The sequence below is a fragment of the Catalinimonas alkaloidigena genome (genome assembly GCF_029504655.1).
Classification (GTDB): Bacteria; Bacteroidota; Bacteroidia; order Cytophagales; family Cyclobacteriaceae; genus Catalinimonas; species Catalinimonas alkaloidigena.
The window spans coordinates 2,175,938-2,198,867 of the sequence record NZ_JAQFIL010000001.1 but is presented as its reverse complement, the minus strand read 5'-3'; the positions used below and the strand labels follow the sequence as shown (position 1 = coordinate 2,198,867).

The 22,930-nt window shown below is 41.1% G+C and carries 20 protein-coding genes; 4 read left to right on the top strand and 16 right to left on the bottom strand.

Annotated features, from left to right (window positions below; all coding sequences use genetic code 11):
* Window positions 1–105: 105 nt before the first annotated feature.
* From OKW21_RS09065 to OKW21_RS09055, 3 genes are all read right to left on the bottom strand, one after another.
* The gene (locus tag OKW21_RS09065) at window positions 106–3,579 is read right to left on the bottom strand and encodes a SusC/RagA family TonB-linked outer membrane protein (protein ID WP_277479098.1); all 3,474 of its coding nucleotides are present in this window, start codon (window positions 3,577–3,579) and stop codon (window positions 106–108) included.
* Window positions 3,580–3,633: 54 nt separating this feature from the next.
* A complete protein-coding gene (locus OKW21_RS09060; RefSeq protein WP_277479097.1) occupies window positions 3,634–4,659 on the bottom strand; it encodes a FecR family protein in 1,026 nt (341 codons plus the stop codon).
* 135 nt (window positions 4,660–4,794) lie between these two features.
* Window positions 4,795–5,391 (bottom strand): RNA polymerase sigma factor, encoded by a 597-nt coding sequence (locus tag OKW21_RS09055; protein WP_277479096.1) that lies wholly within the window; start codon window positions 5,389–5,391, stop codon window positions 4,795–4,797.
* A gap of 277 nt (window positions 5,392–5,668) precedes the next feature.
* On the opposite strand from OKW21_RS09055, the gene OKW21_RS09050 reads away from it, so the two are divergent.
* Window positions 5,669–6,007, top strand: coding sequence for a cupin domain-containing protein (locus OKW21_RS09050; RefSeq protein WP_277479095.1), 339 nt, complete (start codon window positions 5,669–5,671; stop codon window positions 6,005–6,007).
* Between the two features lie 18 nt (window positions 6,008–6,025).
* Here OKW21_RS09050 and OKW21_RS09045 read toward each other — a convergent pair whose 3' ends face one another.
* Window positions 6,026–8,467, bottom strand: a complete 2,442-nt coding sequence (locus OKW21_RS09045) for a TonB-dependent receptor (RefSeq protein ID WP_277479094.1) — start codon at window positions 8,465–8,467, stop codon at window positions 6,026–6,028.
* 198 nt (window positions 8,468–8,665) lie between these two features.
* Here OKW21_RS09045 and OKW21_RS09040 point away from each other — a divergent pair, with 198 nt between their 5' ends.
* Both OKW21_RS09040 and OKW21_RS09035 read left to right on the top strand, forming a co-directional pair.
* Entirely contained in the window at window positions 8,666–9,544 is an 879-nt protein-coding gene (locus OKW21_RS09040; RefSeq protein ID WP_277479093.1) for an AraC family transcriptional regulator, read from the top strand.
* 122 nt (window positions 9,545–9,666) lie between these two features.
* The gene (locus tag OKW21_RS09035) at window positions 9,667–10,812 is read left to right on the top strand and encodes an acyl-CoA dehydrogenase family protein (RefSeq protein ID WP_277479092.1); all 1,146 of its coding nucleotides are present in this window, start codon (window positions 9,667–9,669) and stop codon (window positions 10,810–10,812) included.
* Window positions 10,813–10,896: 84 nt separating this feature from the next.
* Here OKW21_RS09035 and OKW21_RS09030 read toward each other — a convergent pair whose 3' ends face one another.
* The 6 genes from OKW21_RS09030 to OKW21_RS09005 all read right to left on the bottom strand — a co-directional run bounded on the left by OKW21_RS09030 (window position 10,897) and on the right by OKW21_RS09005 (window position 17,085).
* Complete coding sequence (locus OKW21_RS09030; protein ID WP_277479091.1) at window positions 10,897–11,316, bottom strand: STAS/SEC14 domain-containing protein; 420 nt, start codon at window positions 11,314–11,316, stop codon at window positions 10,897–10,899.
* Window positions 11,317–11,429: 113 nt separating this feature from the next.
* A complete protein-coding gene (locus OKW21_RS09025; protein WP_277479090.1) occupies window positions 11,430–13,529 on the bottom strand; it encodes an IPT/TIG domain-containing protein in 2,100 nt (699 codons plus the stop codon).
* A 337-nt stretch (window positions 13,530–13,866) separates the two neighbouring features.
* On the bottom strand, window positions 13,867–14,727 hold the full coding sequence (locus OKW21_RS09020; RefSeq protein WP_277479089.1) for a DUF1206 domain-containing protein: 861 nt from the start codon (window positions 14,725–14,727) through the stop codon (window positions 13,867–13,869).
* Between the two features lie 320 nt (window positions 14,728–15,047).
* The gene (locus OKW21_RS09015; RefSeq protein ID WP_277479088.1) at window positions 15,048–16,433 is read right to left on the bottom strand and encodes an ATP-binding cassette domain-containing protein; all 1,386 of its coding nucleotides are present in this window, start codon (window positions 16,431–16,433) and stop codon (window positions 15,048–15,050) included.
* A 45-nt stretch (window positions 16,434–16,478) separates the two neighbouring features.
* Window positions 16,479–16,832, bottom strand: coding sequence for a trimeric intracellular cation channel family protein (locus OKW21_RS09010; RefSeq protein WP_277479087.1), 354 nt, complete (start codon window positions 16,830–16,832; stop codon window positions 16,479–16,481).
* Complete coding sequence (locus tag OKW21_RS09005; RefSeq protein ID WP_277479086.1) at window positions 16,801–17,085, bottom strand: trimeric intracellular cation channel family protein; 285 nt, start codon at window positions 17,083–17,085, stop codon at window positions 16,801–16,803. Before OKW21_RS09005 ends, OKW21_RS09010 begins: the two co-directional genes overlap by 32 nt.
* 152 nt (window positions 17,086–17,237) lie before the next feature.
* On the opposite strand from OKW21_RS09005, the gene OKW21_RS09000 reads away from it, so the two are divergent.
* Window positions 17,238–18,191 carry a nucleoside hydrolase gene (locus OKW21_RS09000; protein ID WP_277479085.1) on the top strand — a complete coding sequence of 318 codons (954 nt, stop codon included), beginning with the start codon at window positions 17,238–17,240 and terminating at the stop codon, window positions 18,189–18,191.
* A gap of 1,356 nt (window positions 18,192–19,547) precedes the next feature.
* Here the strand turns inward: OKW21_RS09000 and OKW21_RS08995 are convergent.
* The 6 genes from OKW21_RS08995 to OKW21_RS08970 form a co-directional block, all read right to left on the bottom strand.
* Window positions 19,548–19,847 (bottom strand): hypothetical protein, encoded by a 300-nt coding sequence (locus OKW21_RS08995; RefSeq protein ID WP_277479084.1) that lies wholly within the window; start codon window positions 19,845–19,847, stop codon window positions 19,548–19,550.
* Window positions 19,848–20,007: 160 nt separating this feature from the next.
* Window positions 20,008–20,442, bottom strand: a complete 435-nt coding sequence (locus OKW21_RS08990) for a DUF1801 domain-containing protein (RefSeq protein ID WP_277479083.1) — start codon at window positions 20,440–20,442, stop codon at window positions 20,008–20,010.
* Window positions 20,443–20,473: 31 nt separating this feature from the next.
* Window positions 20,474–21,553, bottom strand: a complete 1,080-nt coding sequence (locus OKW21_RS08985; protein WP_277479082.1) for an alpha/beta hydrolase — start codon at window positions 21,551–21,553, stop codon at window positions 20,474–20,476.
* A gap of 59 nt (window positions 21,554–21,612) precedes the next feature.
* Window positions 21,613–21,990 (bottom strand): hypothetical protein, encoded by a 378-nt coding sequence (locus OKW21_RS08980; protein WP_277479081.1) that lies wholly within the window; start codon window positions 21,988–21,990, stop codon window positions 21,613–21,615.
* 126 nt (window positions 21,991–22,116) lie between these two features.
* Window positions 22,117–22,260 (bottom strand): hypothetical protein, encoded by a 144-nt coding sequence (locus OKW21_RS08975; protein ID WP_277479080.1) that lies wholly within the window; start codon window positions 22,258–22,260, stop codon window positions 22,117–22,119.
* A complete protein-coding gene (locus OKW21_RS08970; protein WP_277479079.1) occupies window positions 22,247–22,777 on the bottom strand; it encodes an RNA polymerase sigma factor in 531 nt (176 codons plus the stop codon). The genes OKW21_RS08975 and OKW21_RS08970 overlap by 14 nt, the downstream gene beginning before the upstream one ends.
* Between the last annotated feature and the right edge of the window lie 153 nt (window positions 22,778–22,930).

Sequence of the window (22,930 nt, the reverse complement as noted above, 5' to 3'; positions counted from 1 at the left end):
GGGTCTATAATTTATTTATTTAAGCCACATAGAATGAGCATTTTTCCTTCCCTTCATATTTCTTGGCTTCACGAATGCTCATTTCATGTTTATTTAATTTTGTGATTAGAACTGAAAGTTTACGCCCACGGTATACGTTCTGGGACGAGGGTACTGGAAGAAGAACATATTCTGTCCCCACTGATTACCTCCCCAAGAAGTAGCTTCAGGATCTAATCCCTGAAAGTCATCAGAACTGATAACAAATGCGTTTTGTACACTAGCATAAACTCTCAAGCTACCGATATTCAGACGCTCCATCATAGCGTTATCAAAGTTGTAGCCGAGGGTAATCAGGTTTCCTCTCAGGTACGAACCATCAGCAATCCAGCGGCTATCTACCTGGCTATTCTGTCCGGCATAGGCCTGGTTTCTGATTTCCTGCACCATGGTGTTCTGGTTTTCAGGAGTCCATCCTTCGGTCAGGATCGTTCTCAAACCGTTGGCAATACCTGAGCGGTCTTCGGTAGAGTGGTAGAACTGCTGAAGAATGTCAACGTCATACACAAACTGCAGATCTACGCTGAAGTCAAAGTTGCCGTAACGGAAATTATTGATGAAGCTACCTGTCCATTTGGGAAGGCCGTTTCCAATAATTTTCTGCTCTGCTGAACGCTTGGCTTCGCCGGGAACAGCACCCACTGCTTCGGCTTCATCAGCTTCATCAAGGTTCCAGGTTCCTAATCGCTCATATCCCCAGAATGAACTTAATGGCTCCCCTACTCTTAGGATAGTCTGGCTACCTGAAACCCAGTTAGGACCAGGGAAGATATCCTCATCATTCTCACCCAGTTTTTCAACCCGGTTCTGATTGTAATTGAAGTTAAGCGTAGAGTTCCAGCTGAACTGGTTGTTCTCAACATTGGTAGTGTTCAACATCACTTCTACACCACGGTTAGATACCGAACCAATATTATCAAACACAGAGCTAAAACCAGTAGTCTGAGGAAGCGGTCTATTAAGTAACAGATCGGTTGTCAGCTTGTAGTAATAATCAAACTCCAACGAAACTTTGTAGTCAAACATTGCCAGGTTAAAACCAATATCAAACTGCTTGGTTTTTTCCCACTCCAGATTAGGGTTAGCCAGACGGTTGACTACACTGGAGGTTGCACGCTGACCATTAAGTAATACAGTTCCTGAAGATACTGTTGCCAGTGACTGATAAATCGGAATCTCGGTGTTACCGGTGATACCGTAGCTAGACCTTAACTTTAACTGACTGATTAGGTCAGAGTTTTCCAGGAAAGCTTCTTCAGAAAGCATCCAACCTGCACCTACTGAAGGGAAGAAACCATACTTATTGTTTTCCCCGAAACGAGAAGAACCATCTACTCTACCTGTCAATGTCAGCATATATTTATCTGCATAAGTATATCCGCCTCTCAGGAAATAAGAGTTCATTGTCCACTCATCATAGTAAGAGGTAGGAGCATCGGGCTGGCTGGCAGCTCCCATATTATAATACCTAAAGAAATCGTCGGCAAAGCCTCGGGTAGTAATACCAAAACCGTCCTGTATGCGCTGCTGCCAGCTAAGACCAAGTACCCCATTGACACGGTGCTGACCAAAATCTTTGTTATAGTTCAGGAAAGTCTCTTCCTGCCAGTACATTACTCTTTCGTTGGCCTGGTTGGCTGTCCCTAATGGATCAGAAATATTAATCAGGTCAGTAGGACTATAATTCTGGAACAGTCTGTCGTGCTTGTCAAAACCAAACTGGGTTCTCAGGTCAAGGCCATCCGCCAGGTGGAAAACAAAGTAGGTATTACCAAATAACTGGGTACGCTTTCTGATTCTATCCTGCGTTTCCAGCACATGAACCGGATTAGCCATGGCTTCCAGGTTATAAGGATCAGAAATCATCTGGCTATTACTATAGGTTCCGTCAGGAAATCTTACCGGAAAGATAGGAGGCATTTCAATCATGGTACGACGAGGCATCTGGTATCCGCCACCTTCGTCAAATTCGTTTTCTTTGGTATAGTTAGCCAGTAAGTTAAAGCCGAAAGTAAACCAATCTTTAGGGTTTCCTTCGTATGCAATTTTACCATATACACGCTCCATGTAATTGTTCAGCATAGTACCCTCCATGCGAGAGTAGTTCAGGAACGCACCGTAAGAAGACTTCTCGCTTTTTTGACGGATAGAAAACTGGTGATTGTGAGAAACAGCTGTACGTGTTGCCTCTTCCTGCCAGTCGGTATCGTACAAGGGATTTCCGTTTTCATCAAAAAGGTTAGGGTCGTTAGTCGTGAAAACCGGATTACTATCAGGACGATACTTGGGCGTATTTTCCATACCGATTCTTACGACATCCAGCCACTCTTCAGCATTCAGCAGGTCCATTTTCTTTCTAAGCGTTCCGAAGCTGACATAGCCATCATAGCCCACGATCAAGCCTTCAGTATTGGCTCCTCTTTTGGTGGTTACCAATATTACTCCATTGGCACCTCTTGAACCGTAAATCGCAGTTGCTGAAGCATCTTTGAGTACTTCCATACTCTGGATGTCATTGGGATTGAGGAATTGAATATCCTCCATCACTACACCATCTACTACATACAAAGGAGATGAATTAGCATTAATAGTACCTAACCCACGAATAAGTACACGAGGGCTGCTGGTAGGCGAGCCTGAGTTGAGGAATACGTTCACTCCTGCTACTTTACCCTGTAATCCTTGCAAAGCGTTGTTTACCGGAGCTTTCAACAGTTCTTCTGAGCTTACCATTCCGATAGCACCAGTTACATCAGATTTTTTCTGGGTACCATACCCTACCACCACCACTTCACTTAGTGACTGGATGTCGGGCATCAGTTCCAGATTGATGGTTGTGCGATTGTTTATAGCAACTTCTTCAGTAGTATAACCAATAGAAGAAAAAACCAAAGTAGTTACATCATCAGCAACACTCAGACGATATTCACCATTCATATTCGTGACTGTACCTGTGGTAGTTCCCTGAGCCAGGATACTCACACCCGGAAGAGGCTCTCCGTTGTCACCGTCGGTGACTACACCGCTAATCGTCTGTTGCATGATTATAGGTGCATCATGAGCATTCATTGAAGTTAAAAATGCAGGTGCTTTTGGTTTGTCTACATCCCCAGAATTAGTATCAATTTTATTGACTTTTTGCTCCAATGCCTGCTGGATGATATAGTGCCTCTCACTTACTCTTTTATATTTTAGCTTGAGCGGAGTCAGGGCTTCATCCAGCACTTTTTCCAGGTTTTCCTCCTGCTCATTTTTTAGCTTCACTTCTTTATCTTTCACCAGATTCCCATCGTAGGCAAAGCTGATCGCATATTCCTTTTCCAATTTAGATAAAAAGCTGTCTAAGGATACCGGATTGTTTTGCTGATCAGCATTTGAAGCATGGTAACCTTCGTCAACAGTTGCTCCTTCATGAGAAGCAATTTTTATCATGTCCATATTAGTGACAGACGCCCAACTCTGGGCATGTATTAACGGAGGGGCAAAAAAATGTAACATTATTACTAATGCCCCTGTAACTCTGGTAAGTTTGGGTTTCATAACAAAATAATTTAATTAGAATATGAAAGTTATAGCCGACATCTTCGTGCAGGCTTAAAAAGAATCCTGGTTAGTTTTTTGAAAAATCATCGCATTTCCTTCTCTTTTGATACGCATATCAAAAGCTTCCTCTATCAGCGTTTGCAGAAGAGGTAAATTCTCCCGAGATACTTCGGCAGTAAAAATGTAATCGCGCATCTCAGCTTCCTCAAATCGCACCTGAATTCCGTAATATTGATAGATTTCAGCAGCTACATCAGCCAGGCTTTCGTTTTCAAAAATGAAGTAGTTGTGCTGCCAGGCCAGCTCTTTTGACTCTTTTGCTAACTCTTTTTTGATTTTTCCTTCCCGCTCATTCAACTCAATAGCTTCCCCCGGTGACATAAGCAGGTTTTCACGGGTATTTACATTCGCTACTTTTACTGAGCCTTCTTCCAGCATCACTCTGGTATTGCCATCTCTACTTTTTACATTGAAATGTGTACCTAATACCTGGACATCAAGGTTTGGGGTATGTACAACAAAAGTGCTGGAATCACCTTCCTGCATAAGTTGATTTACCTTAAAAAATGCCTCACCATCCAGCCAGACTTCTCTTACATCCTTATCCTGAAGGTCAGGCAGTACTTTCAGTGTGGAATTGGCATTAAGTACCACCTCAGTACCATCCGCTAGCTGAAAGCGCTGCGTCTCCTGATAGGCAGTCTCATAATATTGAAAAGAAGTGCTTAAGAAGAAATAATAAACCAGTCCACTCAGCAGAATAAGTGCAGTAAGCGAGGCCGCGTATTTCCAGTAAGGTAAAAGGTAAGGTGACTTATCCCTGCTTTTTTCTCTTTGTTCAGCTTTAAGGTAAATGGCTGCCAGGTAATTTTCTTTCTCGGTTACTGAAAGTTTTTGTTCAGAAACACTGAGTGCCTCTACCATCAGACGCGCTTCCTTGAACACATTATTCTTTTCAGGATACTCATCTAAAAAATGATCCCAGAATGGGTCATGCTTTCCCTGAACCCATGCCTGAAAGCTTTCGTCCAGGATGAAATCGCTAAGTTGGTAAGTTTCGTAGTTTTCTTTGTTCATGAGATTGTTGCTGTAATGAGTAGTTACAGCAATGCATCATTGTGCCCCATGAAAAAGTAAAAAAAATTAATTTTTGCAGAATGATAAACAGAACAGCGAAAACTTTGATAAAATCACAAAAAATAAGAGTTGCTGTTAACAAATTAACCAATAAAGCAGAGCCTGTAAGGCTGGTGTGTATGGGCTTATCTGCTCTTTCAGCATATCTATGGCCCGATAGGCAAGTTTATATACTGTACGCGTTTGCACAGCCATTACTTCTGCAATTTCTTTATAGCTAAGTTGGTTATAAAACCGCAAATAAATGACTTCTTTCTGCTTTTCGGTGAGCTTAGCAAATGCCGAATTGATTTGCACAAGCTGCTCTTCGGCCAATGCCATTTCGGCTTCTGCATTTTTTAGCAGATGCATTTCAAAAAAACCGCTATATTCTTCAGCATCATACACATATTCACGATCACTATAGATTTTTCTGAGTAATTTACGCCTCAGCGCTCCCAACAGATAAGAGCGTAAAGAAACTATGGTATCCAATTTATTCCTCTTTTCCCATAGATCAGCAAAAAGATCCTGAACACAGTCTTCTATAAGTTCGCGATTGGCATTAAATTTCATTCCGTAATTATGGAGGGCATCAATGTGTTCATGATATACTTTTTCAAACTGCCGCATACTGTTGGCAGTTGACTGCTCTAGGTGTAAATTATGCTGCTGTATGTTTTTTCTATCCACTCTCACAAATTTTCCTAAATCTATAAAATAGTGCCGATTATCAATAATTTCCCTGATTTTTCCACATTTACAAAACAGGGCTTGAGTAAAAGTAATTAAGTATTAGAAACACTTTAATTCCGAATATTTAAAATTAACAAAACGACTGTCTTTATAATATTCACTTACAATGAAGTAATTGTAAGGTCCCTTATGGCTGTGTGTGGCACAGCGATTCATATGAAAATCATCACTGACAGATTAAACGTTCGTCAGGAGGTCCTTTAAATGACTCGTTATGAAAAAATTTAAACTATCCCCATTTGAAGCCATATCTGCTTTACACGAGACCGATGAGGTTTTCAAGACGCTTTTTGAACACGGCAGTCTTTCCGTTGAAATTTACAAACCTAATACTGTAGATCATCAAAAACCACATATGCGCGACGAAATCTATGTGATTATTTCTGGTAGCGGAAAATTTAAAATTGAGAACAAAACAGTAAGCTTTACACCCGGCGATTTTCTTTTTGTTCCTGCCGGAATGAAGCATCGCTTCTTTGATTTTAGTGATGATTTTTCTACCTGGGTGTTTTTTTATGGCCCTGAGGGTGGAGAAGCACACAAAAGTCGCTAGCTGATTTTTCCACTTAGCCTATTTTTCATTCGTCTTTTTACTCTGATTTAACCGGTAGTTCAGCGTAAGATTAATCTGTCGTGGAGTGCGTAGTGAATTGCGACGCGTATAGAAAATATCTCCTTCAGTGATGCTTCTATCACGATTACTTCTAAACACATCCACAACATTCAGGGTCAGTGTTCCATTGTTATTAAATACGTCACGAGTGATCGCGACGTCTAGAAAAGCAATTGCCAGTTGTCTTCCCTGAGGTGTTTGCTGAGGAGCTTCATAGCTGGCACGTAATTGCAGATCCGTATTGCCCCATAAGGTAAAACGAGAATTTAGCCTGCCAAACCAGGTATAGGTATCGCTTTCAAAAGACTGGTCCAGGTTAGTACCATCAATGATAGCGCGATAAAAGTTCAAATTCAGATCCATTTTCCACCATGCGATCGGTTGATAAGAGGTAATGAATTCTGCACCATATGCGTCTTCCATCACCAAATTGTAAGGACGCGTAGTGGACTCCCCTTCTTCATTGACTTCGCGTATACGCAGAATCTTATCATCTGTATGACGGTAATAAAGGGCTGAACTGATGGACGCTGTTTCAAAATACTTGATATGTCCCGCCTCAATGGAATGCGTATATTCTGGGTTCAGATCAGGATTACCGCTGAAAAAATTGCGGTTATCAAAGAAAGTGACAAAAGGGGTAAGATCATTATACGTAGGGCGGTGTAGACGTCGGCTGTAGCTGAGCTGCAGAGCATGTTCATTGGGAAGGTCATAAGTAAAATGAGCCGATGGAAAGAGATTAAAATAGTCCCTTTGGTTTACCTCAGCGGTTTGCAGCAATTCGGTAGTCAGGTCGGTATACTCACCTCGTAGTCCTAACTGATATCCTAATTTATCGGTTTTGTTGCCCACGATCATATAGGCAGCATAAATATTTTCATCATAATAAAAATCATTATCCAGCCCTTCCAGGGGTATCCATGCATCATCTTGTTGCGCTGTAACCAGGAAATCATTGGTAATATCCCGCAGCGTATTGCGTATACCTGTTTCAAATTTACCCTCCGCACCAAAGGGATAGACATAGTCAGCCTGCAACAACAGTTGTTTCTCTGTTTCATAATTGTATGAACGCTGCAGTTCATCAGGATCACCACTAGGCAGATTTTCAGGGGTAAAAGATTTTTGGGTATAGAGTTGGTCAGATTCTTCCCAATTATCAATATAGGTTAAGATTGCAGTAAGCTCATGATCTTCACTTCCGAAATTACGCTTATAGTTAAGTGAATATTCCAGGTTAGGCTCTGTCTCATCTTCATCCTGATACCTGCGCGTAATGCTTTGGAGATTATCATCGGTAAACAGATAATCCATATATTCTATCTCTGTATTTCGCTTGCCTTTGGCGTGGCGGTAGGTAAAAGAAGTTGTCAGAATATTGTTTTCGTTGAAGAAGTAGTCAGCCCCCAGCTGAATGTTATTATTCAGTACAGTTTGGCGGCCGATATTTTTCTGCCGGGTGATAAAGGTGGTATCCTCACCGTATACTTCCTGGTAAAGGGTATTGTAAGGGTTTTCAATGTTACGATAAATCAGGCCGTAGTTGATGAAGAAATTGAGGTTTTCACGACGATAGTTTAAGTTGATGGCTGCCCCGTAATTATCAGGCTGCCCTGCTGTAAAATCAAAAGAACCATTGATCCCTTTACTCTGCTCTTTTTTGAGGACAATATTGATGATGCCCGCCATACCCTCAGCCTGATAACGTGCCGAAGGATTGGTGATGATCTCCACATTATCTACCAGTCCACCCTGTAACTGCCGCAAGCCTTCGGCACCATCAAAGCTCAACAAGCCAGAAGGTTTTCCATCAATAAGAATTTGCACATTATCACTTCCTCTTAAACTCACATTACCTTCACCATCTACCGTTACTGAAGGTAAATTACCGAGTATGTCTGCTGCATTTCGCCCAGCATTGATCGGATCCTGGCTTACATTGAAAACTTTTTTATCCAAGGCTAACTCCACCAGATCTTTCTCACCCTGCACAATCACTTCTTCCAGGTCCGTTGTTTGTGCTTCTATGGCTATTTCACCCAGGTTCACCAGTCCCAGCCCCGCATTCAGCCTTAGGTCATTCAGCTTTTTTGAGGCATAGCCCATAAAGTTGATGGTCAGGTAGTAGTTTCCAGCCTTAGCATCCAGGCTAAACGTACCATTTTCTTCAGTAATCCCTCCACTTACCAGGCTGCTGTCTTGCAGCTGAAACAGGCTCACTGTGGCATAAGGAAGTGCCTCTTTTGTGTCTACGTCTACCACTTTGCCCCGAACTACTATCAGTCCGCCCTGGCTTTGGGCTTTTAATGGGAAAGAAAAATAGTACCCATGAATAATCAATATCGTGAGGAGTGTGATCCGAAGTGATAGGTGCCTATACCTGGCTGTAGTCTGCATGTTGTTTATTGTAAGTTGTTTTAGCTTGTCGGTATTTTGCTCGCAAAATAGCATTTGAAGAGGAGAAACGAAGCTTTTAAGCCCAAGTATCTTAAAAATTAGATAAATCAATCCAGGCAGTAGACCAATAGCAAGGTGAACGTCAAAATCCGATACTTCTACTTGCTAATCCTTCTTACTATCAGTAAATTACTATTGATGATAAATCTATTTGAAGCGGCGAGTGAAAATCCTCTTTTCCGTCAGTTTAAAGTGTCGGAAATGCTCTTCACTGAATTTAAGTGCCTGGAAGAAAAATCTGTATTTGACATCTGGTCACACTGCAATTACTTTGTCTACGTACTCTCCGGAAAAAAGCAGTGGAATACCCGTCAAAAAGAATACCTGGTCCACGCCGGTGAAATGATTTTCGTCAAAAAAGGAGCTAATATCATCCATAAGTTCTTTAAAGAAGACTTTTGTGCGCTTTTCATTTTTGTGCCTGATTCATTTATCAAAGAAGTGATTGGAAAGCATCAACTGTCAAAGTCAAAAGCAGTTGTTGATGCTTCAGACAATGTGATTCCTGTACATCTTGATCGTACGTTGGATACTTACTTTCAGTCACTTTATGCATATTTTTATCAGAAGGATGCGCCTGATAGCTGTTTGCTTGAGTTAAAGTTCAAAGAGTTACTGCTTAATCTCGCTTCCTCTGCAAAGCATAGGCAGTTGCATGCCTATTGGCAGTCTATTTGTTTTCAAACCAAGCCTTCAATCCGGGCAATCATGGAAGCGAATTTTACCTACAAACTTTCACTGGAACAATTTGCCAGAATTTGTGGCAGAAGCTTAAGTATTTTTAAACGCGATTTCAAAGAAATATACGGCTGTTCGCCCGGGCGATGGCTCACCCAAAAGCGCCTGGAACATGCCCGGACACTATTGGAAAACACAAGTTTGCCTATAAACGACCTACTGATGGACTGTGGTTTTGAAAACCCTTCTCATTTTACCCGGGTGTTCAAAGAAAAATATGGTGCTACGCCTACTTCCTTTAAAAAGGTGAAGTCCCTGAATAAAGCAACTTTAATTTAAGCTTCTCAGCACAAACTCTCGTCTTTTCAGCAAAGCTGTTTATTCTCTTAGTTGTTAGCTTGACAAAGTATTCAAGTCCAGCCAGGCTTGAAGTTTTTTTCTTCATATAAAAATATACTTTTATGGATGCAGTAAAAGAGGAACAAGCAACGATAACCCAATGGACAGAACTAATACATTCGCTGGGAAAAGATTTTGTCAGTAGAGCAGCTCGTTATGACGCTTCTGACACTTTTGTAAAAGAAAACTACGTAGCCTTAAAAGAGCATAAGTTCTTCACTGCGATGATTCCCACAGCATTGGGAGGGCAAGGATTATCACATGCCCAAATGTGCAGTATGTTGAGAGAGATTGCTCACTACGACAGCTCAACGGCATTGGCTCTTTCCATGCACCAGCACCTTCTGGCAGCCAATATCTGGAAATATAAACATGGAAAAGGGGGTGAAGTCGTACTGAAAAAAGTGGTCAACCAGCAGCTAACTCTTATTAGCACTGGAGCTCGTGACTGGCTGGAATCAAATGGCAAAATGGAGAAAGTTGAAGGTGGATATTTAGTAAGTGCGGAGAAGCACTTTGCCAGTCAGGCCAGTGTTGGTGATGTATTGGTGACCAGTGCTCCTTATAAGGATCCTGAAAAAGGATGGCAAGTTCTTCATTTCCCTATCCCTATGCATACCAAAGGTGTATTTGTCATGGATAATTGGCATACACTGGGCATGAGAGGCACTGGCTCACATACTGTCAAACTGGACCAAGTGTTTGTACCCGAATCAGCCATAGTGCTAAGCAGACCCCAAGGGGAATATCATATGTTCTGGAATGTAGTATTGACAGTAGCCCTGCCTCTTATCATGTCTGTTTACGTAGGCATCGCAGAACAGGCAGTAGAAACAGCATTGAAAAATGTGAGCGTAAAACCACATATGCCAGTACTTATTGGGGAAATGAATAACGAACTTATTAATGCCCAGGTAGTGCTCAAAGATATGATTGGTTTATGCAATAACTTTGATTTCCAACCTACTGATCATATGGGACAAGCCATGATGTGCAGGAAGTCATTGGTAGCCAAATCTGCGATAAAAGCGGTAGAAAAAGCTATGGAAGCCGTGGGAGGCAGGAGCTTTTTCAGAGCTTTTACACTGGAAAGACTGTTCAGAGATGTGCAAGCCGGAATTTTTCATCCATTACCGGAAAAATCTCAGCATCAGTTTAGTGGAGAGTTTTTACTCCAAAAAAAATCACCATTAGCTGCCTGGGAATAACACGTTGTTCATGCGTCAAAAAAAGTCCTCAGCATCAATGAATACTGAGGACATGATTGAAAGAGTAGTAAGTTAAATTTTAAATTATGCTGACTGTGCTAATCTGGCATTATTAATTTCGTTGAGCCACTGTATTGCATCTTCACGCTTATCAAAATACTGCATGCACAGGTGTGATTTCTCAACATGTTTGCGTACACTATCTACATAATATTTCTTGAAAACATCTTTAGAAACGAGTACGGCTATATTTCTTAGACCTTTTTGTACAGCAGTAGGTATCATATGAGACTCTAACCATTTTCTGTCTTCAGGAGAAACCAGGCCTTGATCTGTAGTATCAGAAAGCCAGTTAGAAATTTGATATTTCTCCAATGCTTCTACGCCTTTGGCAAAAATCTCACGATATTTCTGGCTGTTTGTAGTTTGCTTCCAGACAAGTTCAACAGTTTTAACATCATCCAGATAGTTGATCATGGCAAATTCGTTTTTAAAATATTCCATTTTTATACTTTTTGCCGCCAAAATAAAGTAGTCAAAACACGAATTGCCTTTCCAAAATACCTCTTTGCTTTCTCTGGTAAGATTTTGAGTGTTATGCCATAAATTACATGGCTCTATTGCCCGGCTATATCACCAGAGGTATTGTTATCAAAAGTATTATCTGACTCATCCAAAGTATTTCCATTATTCACAAAATCTATTCCCCATCCACCACTGTCAATGATTACGCAGTTTTCAACCTTAAGGGTAGCTTCACACTGCATCACAATATTACCCTGACCTCCGGCATTGTACATCTGTCCTGCTCCTCCTCCGGAGATTTCACAAAAAGCCAGGTGATTGAGAGAGGTGCTTGAATTAATGCCTATGCCTTGCCAGGTCCCTTGCCCTTCGCTTACGCCCTTGAATATGATCGGGGATTCAACTGTTCCCACCGCGTTGAATGAGCCGGTATTATCAACACAGTCAGCACCGGGGTTACCCAGCTTAATACCGGAAGAAGTTTCAAATTCCATCACAACCCCCGGCTCAATGGTAAGCGCTCTTTCTACATAGGGAATACGTCCATTGTTTGCTACACTGATGCGGTAAGGCACTTCCAGGGCGGCAACCGTCATATCATTATCTGCCAGCACGCTTCCGATAACATTTATGTAAGGGTTGACATTTCCTTCTTCATAAACTGTTGAAGCATCCAGTTGATCAAGCTGATGAAAATGTAAAGCAATGGGAGAAGCCTCATTATCAGTTAAAGTATTATCTACAAATTCCTCAAGTCTTGCATCTTCATCGTGAATGACAATACCATGCTTACCACTCCAGGAGATGGTAGTATTCTGGATTTTAACTCTGCTTTCGCACTGCAATACTATATTAGCTGGCTCATGACTTGCATTGTATATTTTCGCTGCGCCCGCTCCACTGATGTTACAATGAATCAACTGGTTGTTTGGACTGGATGAATTAAAACCTATACCCAGCCAACTGCCACTTCCCTCAGTTGCTCCCCGGAAAGTAATCGGTGCCTCTTCTGTACCTACAGCCATTAATGAAGCCGTAGTAAGGCTGCAGTCTGAGCTTTGATTACCCAATCGTAATGCTGAGCCCGAGGCAAATTCAAGAATAGCCCCTGCCTCAACAGTCATTGCACTTTGGACAAAATAAGCATTGTTTTCAACAAATCTAAAGGGTACTTCCAGACTAGAAAGGGTAGCATCAGTGTCTAAAACATCTCTCCTTACCTCTATATATTCCTGACCATTATCTGGAGCATATGTAGAAGTGGCATCCAATAAACCCAACTGACCAAAGAAAATACCAACCGGTGAAAGCGCATTGTTAGTGATTACATTTCCACTAAACGCTTCCAGCTCACTGTCTTCTGTAATGAAGACACCATAGCCATCATTATCTTCAATTATACAGTTGACAATACTTCCGCGCGAATTCGCTTCTCGGCTTAGTTGTACTGCCCCTTTTTCATCAGACTGGGCAGATGCCGTCCTTCCTGCATGCATAAGCTCGACGTATTCCAGTCTGTTTTCAGGATGGGTAGAGCCAAAGTAAACACCTTTCCATACCCCTTTCTGAGCAGAGGTTCCTATAAATTTGATTGGATTATCTTCGTTTCCTACCGCTTTTAAACCACCACCATCACTGGTAAACAAGCCACTCTCATCCCCCTCAAACTGAATAATCACACCGGGAGCAATGGTTAAGAGCGCGTCATTGTTGATCGTAATTGCACACTTGATCACATAATCTACAGCATCGCCGGCAGCTACATCCTCCCAGGTGGTAGATGTGCTTATCTCATTTTCATCACAGTTAAAAATATTATCAGGCTCCTCTTCTTCTACCGTAAATACCGGGCCGGTAGCCGTTTCATTGTTTACCGTGACGGTAAGCGCGCCAGTTGTAGCCCCGGCGGGAACATAAACTACTAAGGTGGTAGCAGAGGCTGATTTAGCAATGGCAGGTGTACCATTAAATTGAATAGTATTTCCTGTAGTGCTTTCGCTGAAGTTTTCTCCGGTGATTGTAACTTCTGTACCGACTGGTCCGCTACTGGGATTGATGGCAGTAACTGCCGGTGGTTCAGGATCAGGCGCAGGGTCGTCCGTGTCATCCTCACCACATTGGATAAAAAGAAACAATAGCGAAAGTAGAAATACAGATTTACTTGGGAAGGGGTGTCGTTTAAGGAGTATCATAGCTTATCAGTAGTATGGTTGTATTCACTGGTAGATTACATCAGGCCTCAAAGGCCATTTCTATGTACCTGAGCAGTGCTCCCTTACCCACAAAAAAGCCATGATGAAATCAAGCTTTTTTAATCAGCAACTGGCCTGCTAATAGGCACCTAATTCTGCTAAGGGTCAGATCTATGACTTTGGTGTATAGCTATAAGTTAGTATTTTCTGAGCAAAGCATTGTAACCTATAAATAAAATAAATCTGACGCCTGTAAAGGATCAGGGTCAGACATAAAAAAACCGGAAAACAGTATGATCACCATTCTCCGGTATATAAGCTGAACGCACTTTATTTCTTAATTGGTATTAAATGGCTTATATCTGGCTTTTACTAATTGAAATACACCATATCCTGCCAAACCTATAGCTATAAGTCCCATCAACCAGGGACCTCCTGTTGAACTTAAAAAACTAAATACTTTGTCGGTACCTCCTGCTTGAGAAGAACTTGCAGTAATTGCCGCTTTAAAGAAGAAGAAGCCTACTATAGCAAATACAACTCCTCTTGCAATAAAACCAGCTTTACCTAATTTCATATACAAATCTTTGATCTCTCTCTTCACTCCACCATCTCTTACATCATTACCAAATTTATTAGTCCATCCTTTGTAAATTTGATATATACCTTTTGCAAAAGCTGCTACTGCCACAATACCTACCAACCACTGTCCGGCAGGTTGCTCTAGCAGCTTACTGACAAACATTTGCTGTCCATCCCCACCTCCAGAGCCGCTTCCACCACCAGCACCAAAGATCATTTTAAAAGCCTGAAAAGCAAAATATCCATAAATCACTCCACTAGCTACATATCCAATTCTGAAAAGAATTCCTTTTGTATCATTTCCTTTATGTTCAGCATCTTTAATCGCTGCAACTAATCGCCAGACAGCATATCCTACAAAGCCTACAGCAACAATTCCCAATAGAATTTTTCCAAAAGGTTGTGAAAGGATTTTCTGAAAAATTCCTTGCGTTCCTGAAGTCTGTCCTCCTGCTCCGAAAGCTGCCATAGCTGCTAAAACCCCAATAAGTATGTAAATTACGCCTTTGGAAGCATAGCCAAAACGGGCAAGTTTTTCTACCCATTTTTCTGTTTCAGGAAGATTGCCTTGAGCTTTTCTGCCAGCGGATTTGGCAGCTGTGGTAATATCGTTCATGGTTAAAAAGTTTAGTTTAAAAGTTTAAAAAAGTCAATCTTACTATGTCAACTAGTATTACTTGCTTAGAGGAAAATTGTTTAAATATTTTTTCTATAGGAGTTACGCAGTTTCCTTGAGAAATGATTATGATAACGTTAATGTCACTTTATCTCTCTTCTATGTTATTGATCAAGGAAAAAAAATAGATGTACGCACAAAATCCACACAGCAAGCACAATTTTACCCTCCCTACACTTAATCTTTATTTTCTAAACCGATTTTGCGTAACTTCTATTCTATATCAAATCCTGGACCTGTAGATGTACCTTCAATGTACATTATATATACATGATGTTTTCTGCCCATTCAGCGATATCCTGTTGATAATGTGTTACCATAATAAGAGTTTTACTTTCATTGAGATAGTCCTGCATGTATCTACGCACAAGCATTTTTTGCGTGGGATCCAGAAACTGAAAAGGTTCATCCAGCAGTATCAATTCTTTCTCGTCCAAAAAACATTGGATCAATAACATAAGTTGTAACTGTCCTGAGGAAAGTTGATGAACCGGCTTTTGGATAAAAGAATTTGCTTCAAAATAAGTAATCAAATTTGTTAGCCTATTTTCATTGTATGTCTTAAAATGCTGTGTCAAATATTCCAGTGCGCTACTTCTGATCCCACGGTGATTCATGAAGCTGATCAATTCAGGCCCCAGATAATTAATTCTCTTTTTGATATCCCAAATAGATTCTCCACTGCCTCTTCGCTTCCCAAATAGGTATACCTCTTGGCTATAAGCCAGCGGATGATCGGCATAAATCAGACTGAAAAGTGTGGTTTTACCAGAACCATTCTTACCTGCCAGTACCCATCTATCGCCTTGATTGACCCTCCAGTTGAAATTTTTCAGCACAACTTTATCACCGTATTGAATACGTAAGTTTTTCATTTCTACAACGGATGCATTTCCACCTGATGGCCGCTGTTCATTTTTTTGGGGTACAATTACCCCTTCTTTGGAAGGTGAAATCATTTCCTGTTGGTCAAGCATATTATCACGGACTACCAACCTGCGGTTGATTACTTCCGGCAGTGCATGATAATGGTCAGTTAAAATCACCTGTAACCCTTGGGCATGGGCAATATGATCAATAAACCTACAAAGGTGCTTTCTGCTCTCATGGTCTAATCCTTCAAAAGGGTAGTCTAAAAGTAAGAGTTGTGCATCTCCCTGCAATAAATAAAGTATGATTAGCACTTTCTTGAACTGACCATTAGAAAGGCGTGTAAGGGGCAGCTCCAGCAAATTCGTGATGCTAAAGCTTGCTGGTAAATCAAGCAAATCAATAAGCTCCAGTTTCTCTTCAAATACATCTTTTACCAAAGGAATGCCCTCATTAAAAGAACCGTAGTATCGCTGCTGATAAAAGAGGCCGTCATACTTTTTCAGAAGGGTGTGTGCTGCATGTGCCGGTATATAGCGTATTTTATTGCGGAGTGCATCAAAATATGAATGCCACCCATCTTCATGGATAAAGTCATATGCCACCTTTCCTTCAGAAAGCTGTGCTTTACCAGCTAATAGTTCCAGAAGCAAAGTTTTACCACTTCCGTTATTTCCGCAGATTACCCAATGCTCACCTGCTTCTATCTTCCAGTTGAGCTTCTCAAATATTTTTTTGCCGTGTTTTACAAGGCTTACATTCCGGACAGTTATCATAGTGCAAAGATAAGCCTTTGTTAGAAACAAAACTGGCAGGCAAACTCAGTGAAGGGTAGGCAGATACCATTTATACCGCACAGCAAATACCCGTAGGAGTATCACAAATAACATGGAGCAAAGTGTGCAAATGAGTTCGTCTATTCCCAGATACTTCAGTAAGAGAAATAATAATCCTCCGGAGATACAAGCAGTAGCGTAAATTTCATTTCTGAAAATGAGGGGGACCTGATTAGAAAAAATATCCCGCAGTACGCCTCCAAAAACTGCTGACACTGTTCCCATCATCACTGCAATGATGGGAGAAAGTCCAATGTCGATCGTTTTCTGTAAGCCTAATAAGGTAAATAAACCTATCCCTATTGCATCAAACAAAAACATGGTTTTGTGTAACTTCATGATCTGCTTCTTCAGAAAGAAGGTAAGTAAATATACCTGCAATGATGGCATAGAGGTAATGAAGGTTCAGCATCCAGCCTACCGGTACACTTCCTATCAATACATCGCGTACCGTTCCTCCTCCAACGGCGGTAACAAATGCAATCACTGCGGCACCAAAAGGGTCCATTTTCCTTTCGCTGGCAGCAATCGTGCCGCTAACAGCAAACACCAGAGTTCCTACAATATCCAGTATATATAGTGGGTTGGTCATAAGGACGCAAGTTTAAACATTCGTTTGAAACTATAAAGATGCCGATCGTAAAAAAATAAGGTAATTCATGATTAGAAGTCGTTTTTCTCTCATCTCAAAACTTGGTATATTCGCCAGATTTCAGCCAGACTAAAGTATAAGCAACCCAATAGATGAATAAGTACTTTTTTAAAATTTTTGCCTTAACTTTTTGCAGTATCTTCTTTGCTGTTAGCCTACAAGCCCAGAGAGAAGTAATCATTGACGCGGATACTGGTAATGAGATGGATGATCTCTACGCCATAGTGATGGCTATCTTATCCGAAGACATGGAAGTGATTGGTCTTAGCTCAGCACATTTCAACAATGCCCAATTGCTCACCGATAGCCTCTGGCACATCTACCCTACCAAAAATATTAACACACTGGAGATCAGTCAGCAGCTGAACGAGGAATTGTTACAAGCTTTAGGTAGAGAAGATATTCCCCATCCCAAAGGTGCCAGCCAAATGCTGGGTTATGCCTGGGGCTATTATGAAGGGGCGCCCATACCCGCATCTCCCGCTTCAGACTTTATCATTGAACAGGCCAAACTAGCCACTGAGGGAGAAAAATTAGCGATACTTTGTCTGGGAGCCGTTACCAATGTAGCCACTGCCCTTGAATTGGCTCCCGAAATCGCAGATAAAATCTCCGTGCACCTGCTGGGGATGCAATACAATGTTGAGGAGGGTATCTGGAATAAGAATGAATTTAATGTGCGCAATGATCTAAACGCCATGGACCAACTGCTTACTAACGAAGCCCTGGAGCTTCATGTGATGCCTGCCAGCACCAGCAGTACGCTTAAGTTTAGCCATCAAAAATCTCTGGAAAAACTTGCACGCATGGAGCATCCGGTGAATAAAATACTCGCCCGGCGCTGGGCGGAGGTGAGTGCCGGGGCACAGTGGACCATGTGGGACCTTGCACTGGTGGAAGCCATGATTTATCCTACTACGGCCGAACTGGAGGAGCGACTTGCTCCCGCAGAAAATGGCGGACGTCCGGTACAGACGTATGTCTCCATCAAGCCTAAAAAAATGGAAGCATACTTTTGGGAAATCCTAGAGAATAAACTTAAGTAAACTATTAGTTCAAAAGGTTTTTAAGGCTGATCTGCCCCAGATACCTGTTCAACTTCGCGTACTTTATAGTAGGATTTATACTTTCTATACTCTGACTTTTTTTATTGAAAACCAATTCTACAAAAAAGCCATCTACTGTATATAAATGATAACTGTAATTGCTTTCAATTTTACTCAGCAATAAGTTACCGTGTAACCATGTATATTTGGTCCGGTAGCTTTCGGACTGATGACAAAACCTGCTCAATTTTAACTTAATCTCTTCCATGTCGCTGTCTTATAATGTTTTCTAACCAGACTTTATCTTTTTTACTGCCTAACTAAAAAGACTGTTTATTACTACCTGCTCATTCAAAAGCAAGCCAGATTGTTTAATACTTAGTGTAACACCTTGCAAAAATGTAACCACGAATACTTCTTTTATTGCTGATGTATACATCCTGACACGTGCCTTGCAGCAGCCTGGCCTTCATCTTTTGCTTTTATAACGACAAAGCTACTGTTGCTAGTCTATTATATTTTGCACCCTACAATCAGCAAAGAATGAGTGCCTATGCAGCAGGGACTCTACTTCAAAGAGTTTGTGGATAGACATCGTTTCCATATGAACCTGTGCGTTTTACCTGGCTTATATCAAAAATAAGGGGTTATAATTGAGTGCTGGATACATGAAATATTATCTCTATTACGCATGTAATTTGTGAAGCACTTAGACTTGTTATTCTCAGACAATATCCAAGGATTAGAGAAAAAGCAATACATCATCATGGCAGAATGACAACAAATAGGCAGTTCATTGATGTTTTATTATTGGAGAAGATGCATGATTACCTCCCGTTATGTTTATGAAAGACATTGAGTATTACGAAGATGTACTCAACATACTAGTGAAGCTGTGACCTTTCTCAGTTGGTGTGAGTAGACATACATGTGAAATGCCTGTGTTGGAATGCCGGGTTCGGACTGAAATTATCAACTTATATGCTACTCTTGTCAGAAAAAAAATGAAGAAGCGACGATACTTTCTTACTTTTTACAATGAATGATGTGACCTAGTATTTTGACTTTCGCCTAAGCGAGAACGTAGATATGCTGCTACATCCTGACCTAATCAGTAGAAAATATACCACGATAAGGCGCAAACGCTTAATCCTTATGCTATAAATTATTTGGATTTACAGCTCTTTTTCAAGGCAGCTGTTTACTTACTTAAGTAGAAGTATCAGGCTTTACTTTGTTATGATGATCAAATCAGCATTATCTATCTCTTCCTTATTAAGAAAGGTTTGGGCAGAATAGGTCTTCATGCCACAGCAAATTTACTTTTTTGCTATGCCAACGCAAAGTGTTGCGTATCTATGCTGCCATTTTCAAATTGAAGATAATATTCAGAATAATCGCGTTCCAATACAAATTATACAGTTCCTGAGTTCTATCACTTTCCAGTGGAAGGCTTTGCTGATCGGACAAGAGTAATTGCACACTGTCTGGGTAATAAGCAGGTGGCTCTCCAAACCATAGATGATTTCCCCCTTCATACTGCAACAGGATACGCTTGCTGCTGGCAACCAGGCAGTCATCACATGCATGACAAGCGGTGAATGATAGCATCAGCATGGAAATCGCTACAGCAGTTCTTATTAGCCTTAGATTCATAGCGACTGATTTGTAGGATTAATATTTGTTTGGCAACAGTTTAACTTACTGTACTTATCCATGCTTTGACCTACTGCCACTTAAGCTTTAGATTTTTTTCCAAGCGTACAATTATTAGGGTAGTCCACTAACCGCGCACTTCCGCTTAAATAGAAGCTTTTTACCAGGCTAATCCTAACATGGGTAAGTGTTTCACCTGATGATATGTTAGCGCTGTGCTGATGCATTTTTTTAACTCATCCTCCGGTAAGTGATCATTCATCTGGAAAACAATGGCCCGATTACCTTCAAAGGTAAATACATCCTGATACCTTTCCCTAAAGGTAGGTACCAGTTTGCTGGTGCATTTAAAATAGATAGCATACTGATCGGGACTTTTTTCTTTCCAGTCCATCCTTACAGTGCTACCGTGTTTAGTGAGATAGCTGGGTTCACCCCATTTCAGGCACTCTTCTACTCGCGCGATCCCTGCTGTCTCTTCTGCAGCCGCCAAAACAAGTTTGCGGAGCTTTATCATTTTCTCACGCACCAATTCAGGATAGTTGTTGAATACTGATTCTACTTCAGGGCTACTTTTGATTTGTATATTTTTCATATTCATCTACTTCTCTTTTTATAGCTGTATGTCACTTACTATTGTGAATTCTTGAGTCAAAATGATCTTGTAAAACCTGACGTTGTTTGTCTACTACTGATTGATTATAGCCATGCGCCGCATCTGTTAAGAGATAATATTCTTTTTGTGGAGCACTAAGCTCATCAAAGTAAGCTTTGTTAAGTGCCGGTGAAGTTAATATGTCGTGCTCACCTTGTATAAGGTAAACGGGAATGTCAAAGGAAAGCCCGTCCTTGGTAAAATCTACATTCGCTGCCATAGACTTGATGCCCAGTTTTTCATGTCCGGCAAAATACAGGAAAGAATAGTCATCACCATTGTACCTGTCCCGCTTGTCTCTTTCACTATCGTATTTATTCGCTGGCTTCCACCATGCTTCGGGAGCGGGACTTGCACTTTGATATTCATATTGCTTTACGATGCGCAGAAACTGCCCCATGTGCCGGGCATCAGCATAAGGAGGCTTTCCTAAGGCTTCAAGCTTTTGAAGAGAAGTAGTATCCGCTATGTTTGCAGCAAGCTGATGCACTTTTGCATAGGCAGATTCCAGATTCTTATTAAAGCTAACAAACTGTGCATGCCCCACATACATATGAAAGAGTTCAGGGTGACCTAAAGCCATCTTTGTCGCTAAAATAGATCCCCAGGAGGTTCCGACCAAGATCACTTTCTGTTTGCCCAAGTGATCTATCAGATATTTTGTAAGTGCTATTCCGTCTTGCACCATCAGGTCAATAGTCAGAAGGTTTTCCAACCAGTAGTCTTCACTGACTTCATCAGGTGCATTTTTGCCAAAAGTTCTACCCGCTCCCCGCTGGTCCCAGTTTACCAGCACAAAATCTTTTTTCCAGCTTCCATACACCGCCTCAGCATATGGACTCATGACGCTTCCCGGTCCCCCGTGAATGAATAAAACTACTGGCTTACTCCTATCTTCCCCTTTGATACTAACCCATTGTTCTATTCCTCCGATGGAGACAAATTTCTCTTCCAGAACAGGGGTTTTCTGTGCATTTGCATAAGTAAGAGAAAAAAATAAGATGAAGAGAATCAGCATAGTCAGATATTTATCATTAGGCTTGATGGTCAAGACACTATGGTTTTACACCTATCAGATGAATATAAATTTACAATATATATCTATTATGGCTAGCAGTTTTTATACTCCTCAATCTGCTTCAGCACATTTTCTGCTTTGATTACTGCATTCCATTCAGTATCGGAAAATAACCACTTCATCCACTTCTTATGCATATTGTTGAGGCTAAGATTATGGAACAGCCAGATGGAAAAAAAGACGAAAGTGCCACTCACTGTCAAATTTACTACCCAGTAGAGAAGCTCCGGCTCCTTTAGCATTTCCACACTCAGATACCAGGTGGTCCAGAAAGGCAATTGTAATATTACTATGCGTAATACCTGTATACTTGAAGTTTTGATCTTGGCAATTTTCTGCTGCATATCCACAATGGTATCCGCACAACTGGCCTTTTGAATCAACACCAAATGATAAATATAGGTGAGCAAAGCGGTTTTGGTACATAGCGAAATCGCCCCTACCGAAACAGTAAAAAAAATACTGCCTGACCGCCAGCCCAGGATGAAAAGCGTATCCAGAAACAGTATCCAGGCTATACCCAGTATGATGCCCAGTTATTTGGCAGACTTAGCCCTGGCTAAGGTCGTGTTGGCTTTATTGCGGATCGTTTCTTTCAGGAGTTCCTGGTTGATCATCAGCAACTGATCCAGTTTTTCGTCCTGACTTTTCCAAAGTTTGTTGAGTTCAATGTCGTTCATGTTTGTGTTTGCTTAACTGTTGAAACTTCTGCTTTATGCGTGCTTTAATTCTTAAGATCCTGCTGGATACATTGCTAGTAGTGATACCCATTATCTCGGCAATCTCCTGATGATCATGGCCTTCCAGGTGAAGTATGATCAAAGCTTTGTCAATTTCACGCAGTTCTGCGATATACTGCTGTAACCTCCTGAGATCAGGCTTAATTTCCTCTGATGAACTATTCTCAGTTGTAAAAATGATGCTCCCACGAGCCATAGGATGCAGGATCTGTGTTCTTCTCTTTTCCTTTTTATAAAATGAAATGGATACATTCAGGGCAATACAGTAAATCCAGGTAGACATCTTGTAGCGACTATCGTATTTATGAAAGGCATGCCATAGCTGGATGATAATCTCCTGTATCAGGTCTTTCCTGTCTTCCTCATCATGACAATAAGCGCTGGCAATCTTGTAAAGGATGCCTTTTTGTGCTTCCATAGCCTTGATAAAGACGGTTTGCTGACCTTCTGACTTCATGAAAAATCAATTTATACATATGCCTTAATTCATTATTCATCTGCCAATGCTAAATATCACACTTATCAAGAAATAAACTTTTATTCCGGTTAAGATGTCTGACGGCATGACGCATAATTGTTTATAAGAGCCTGCATCCTTTTTATTTGATAC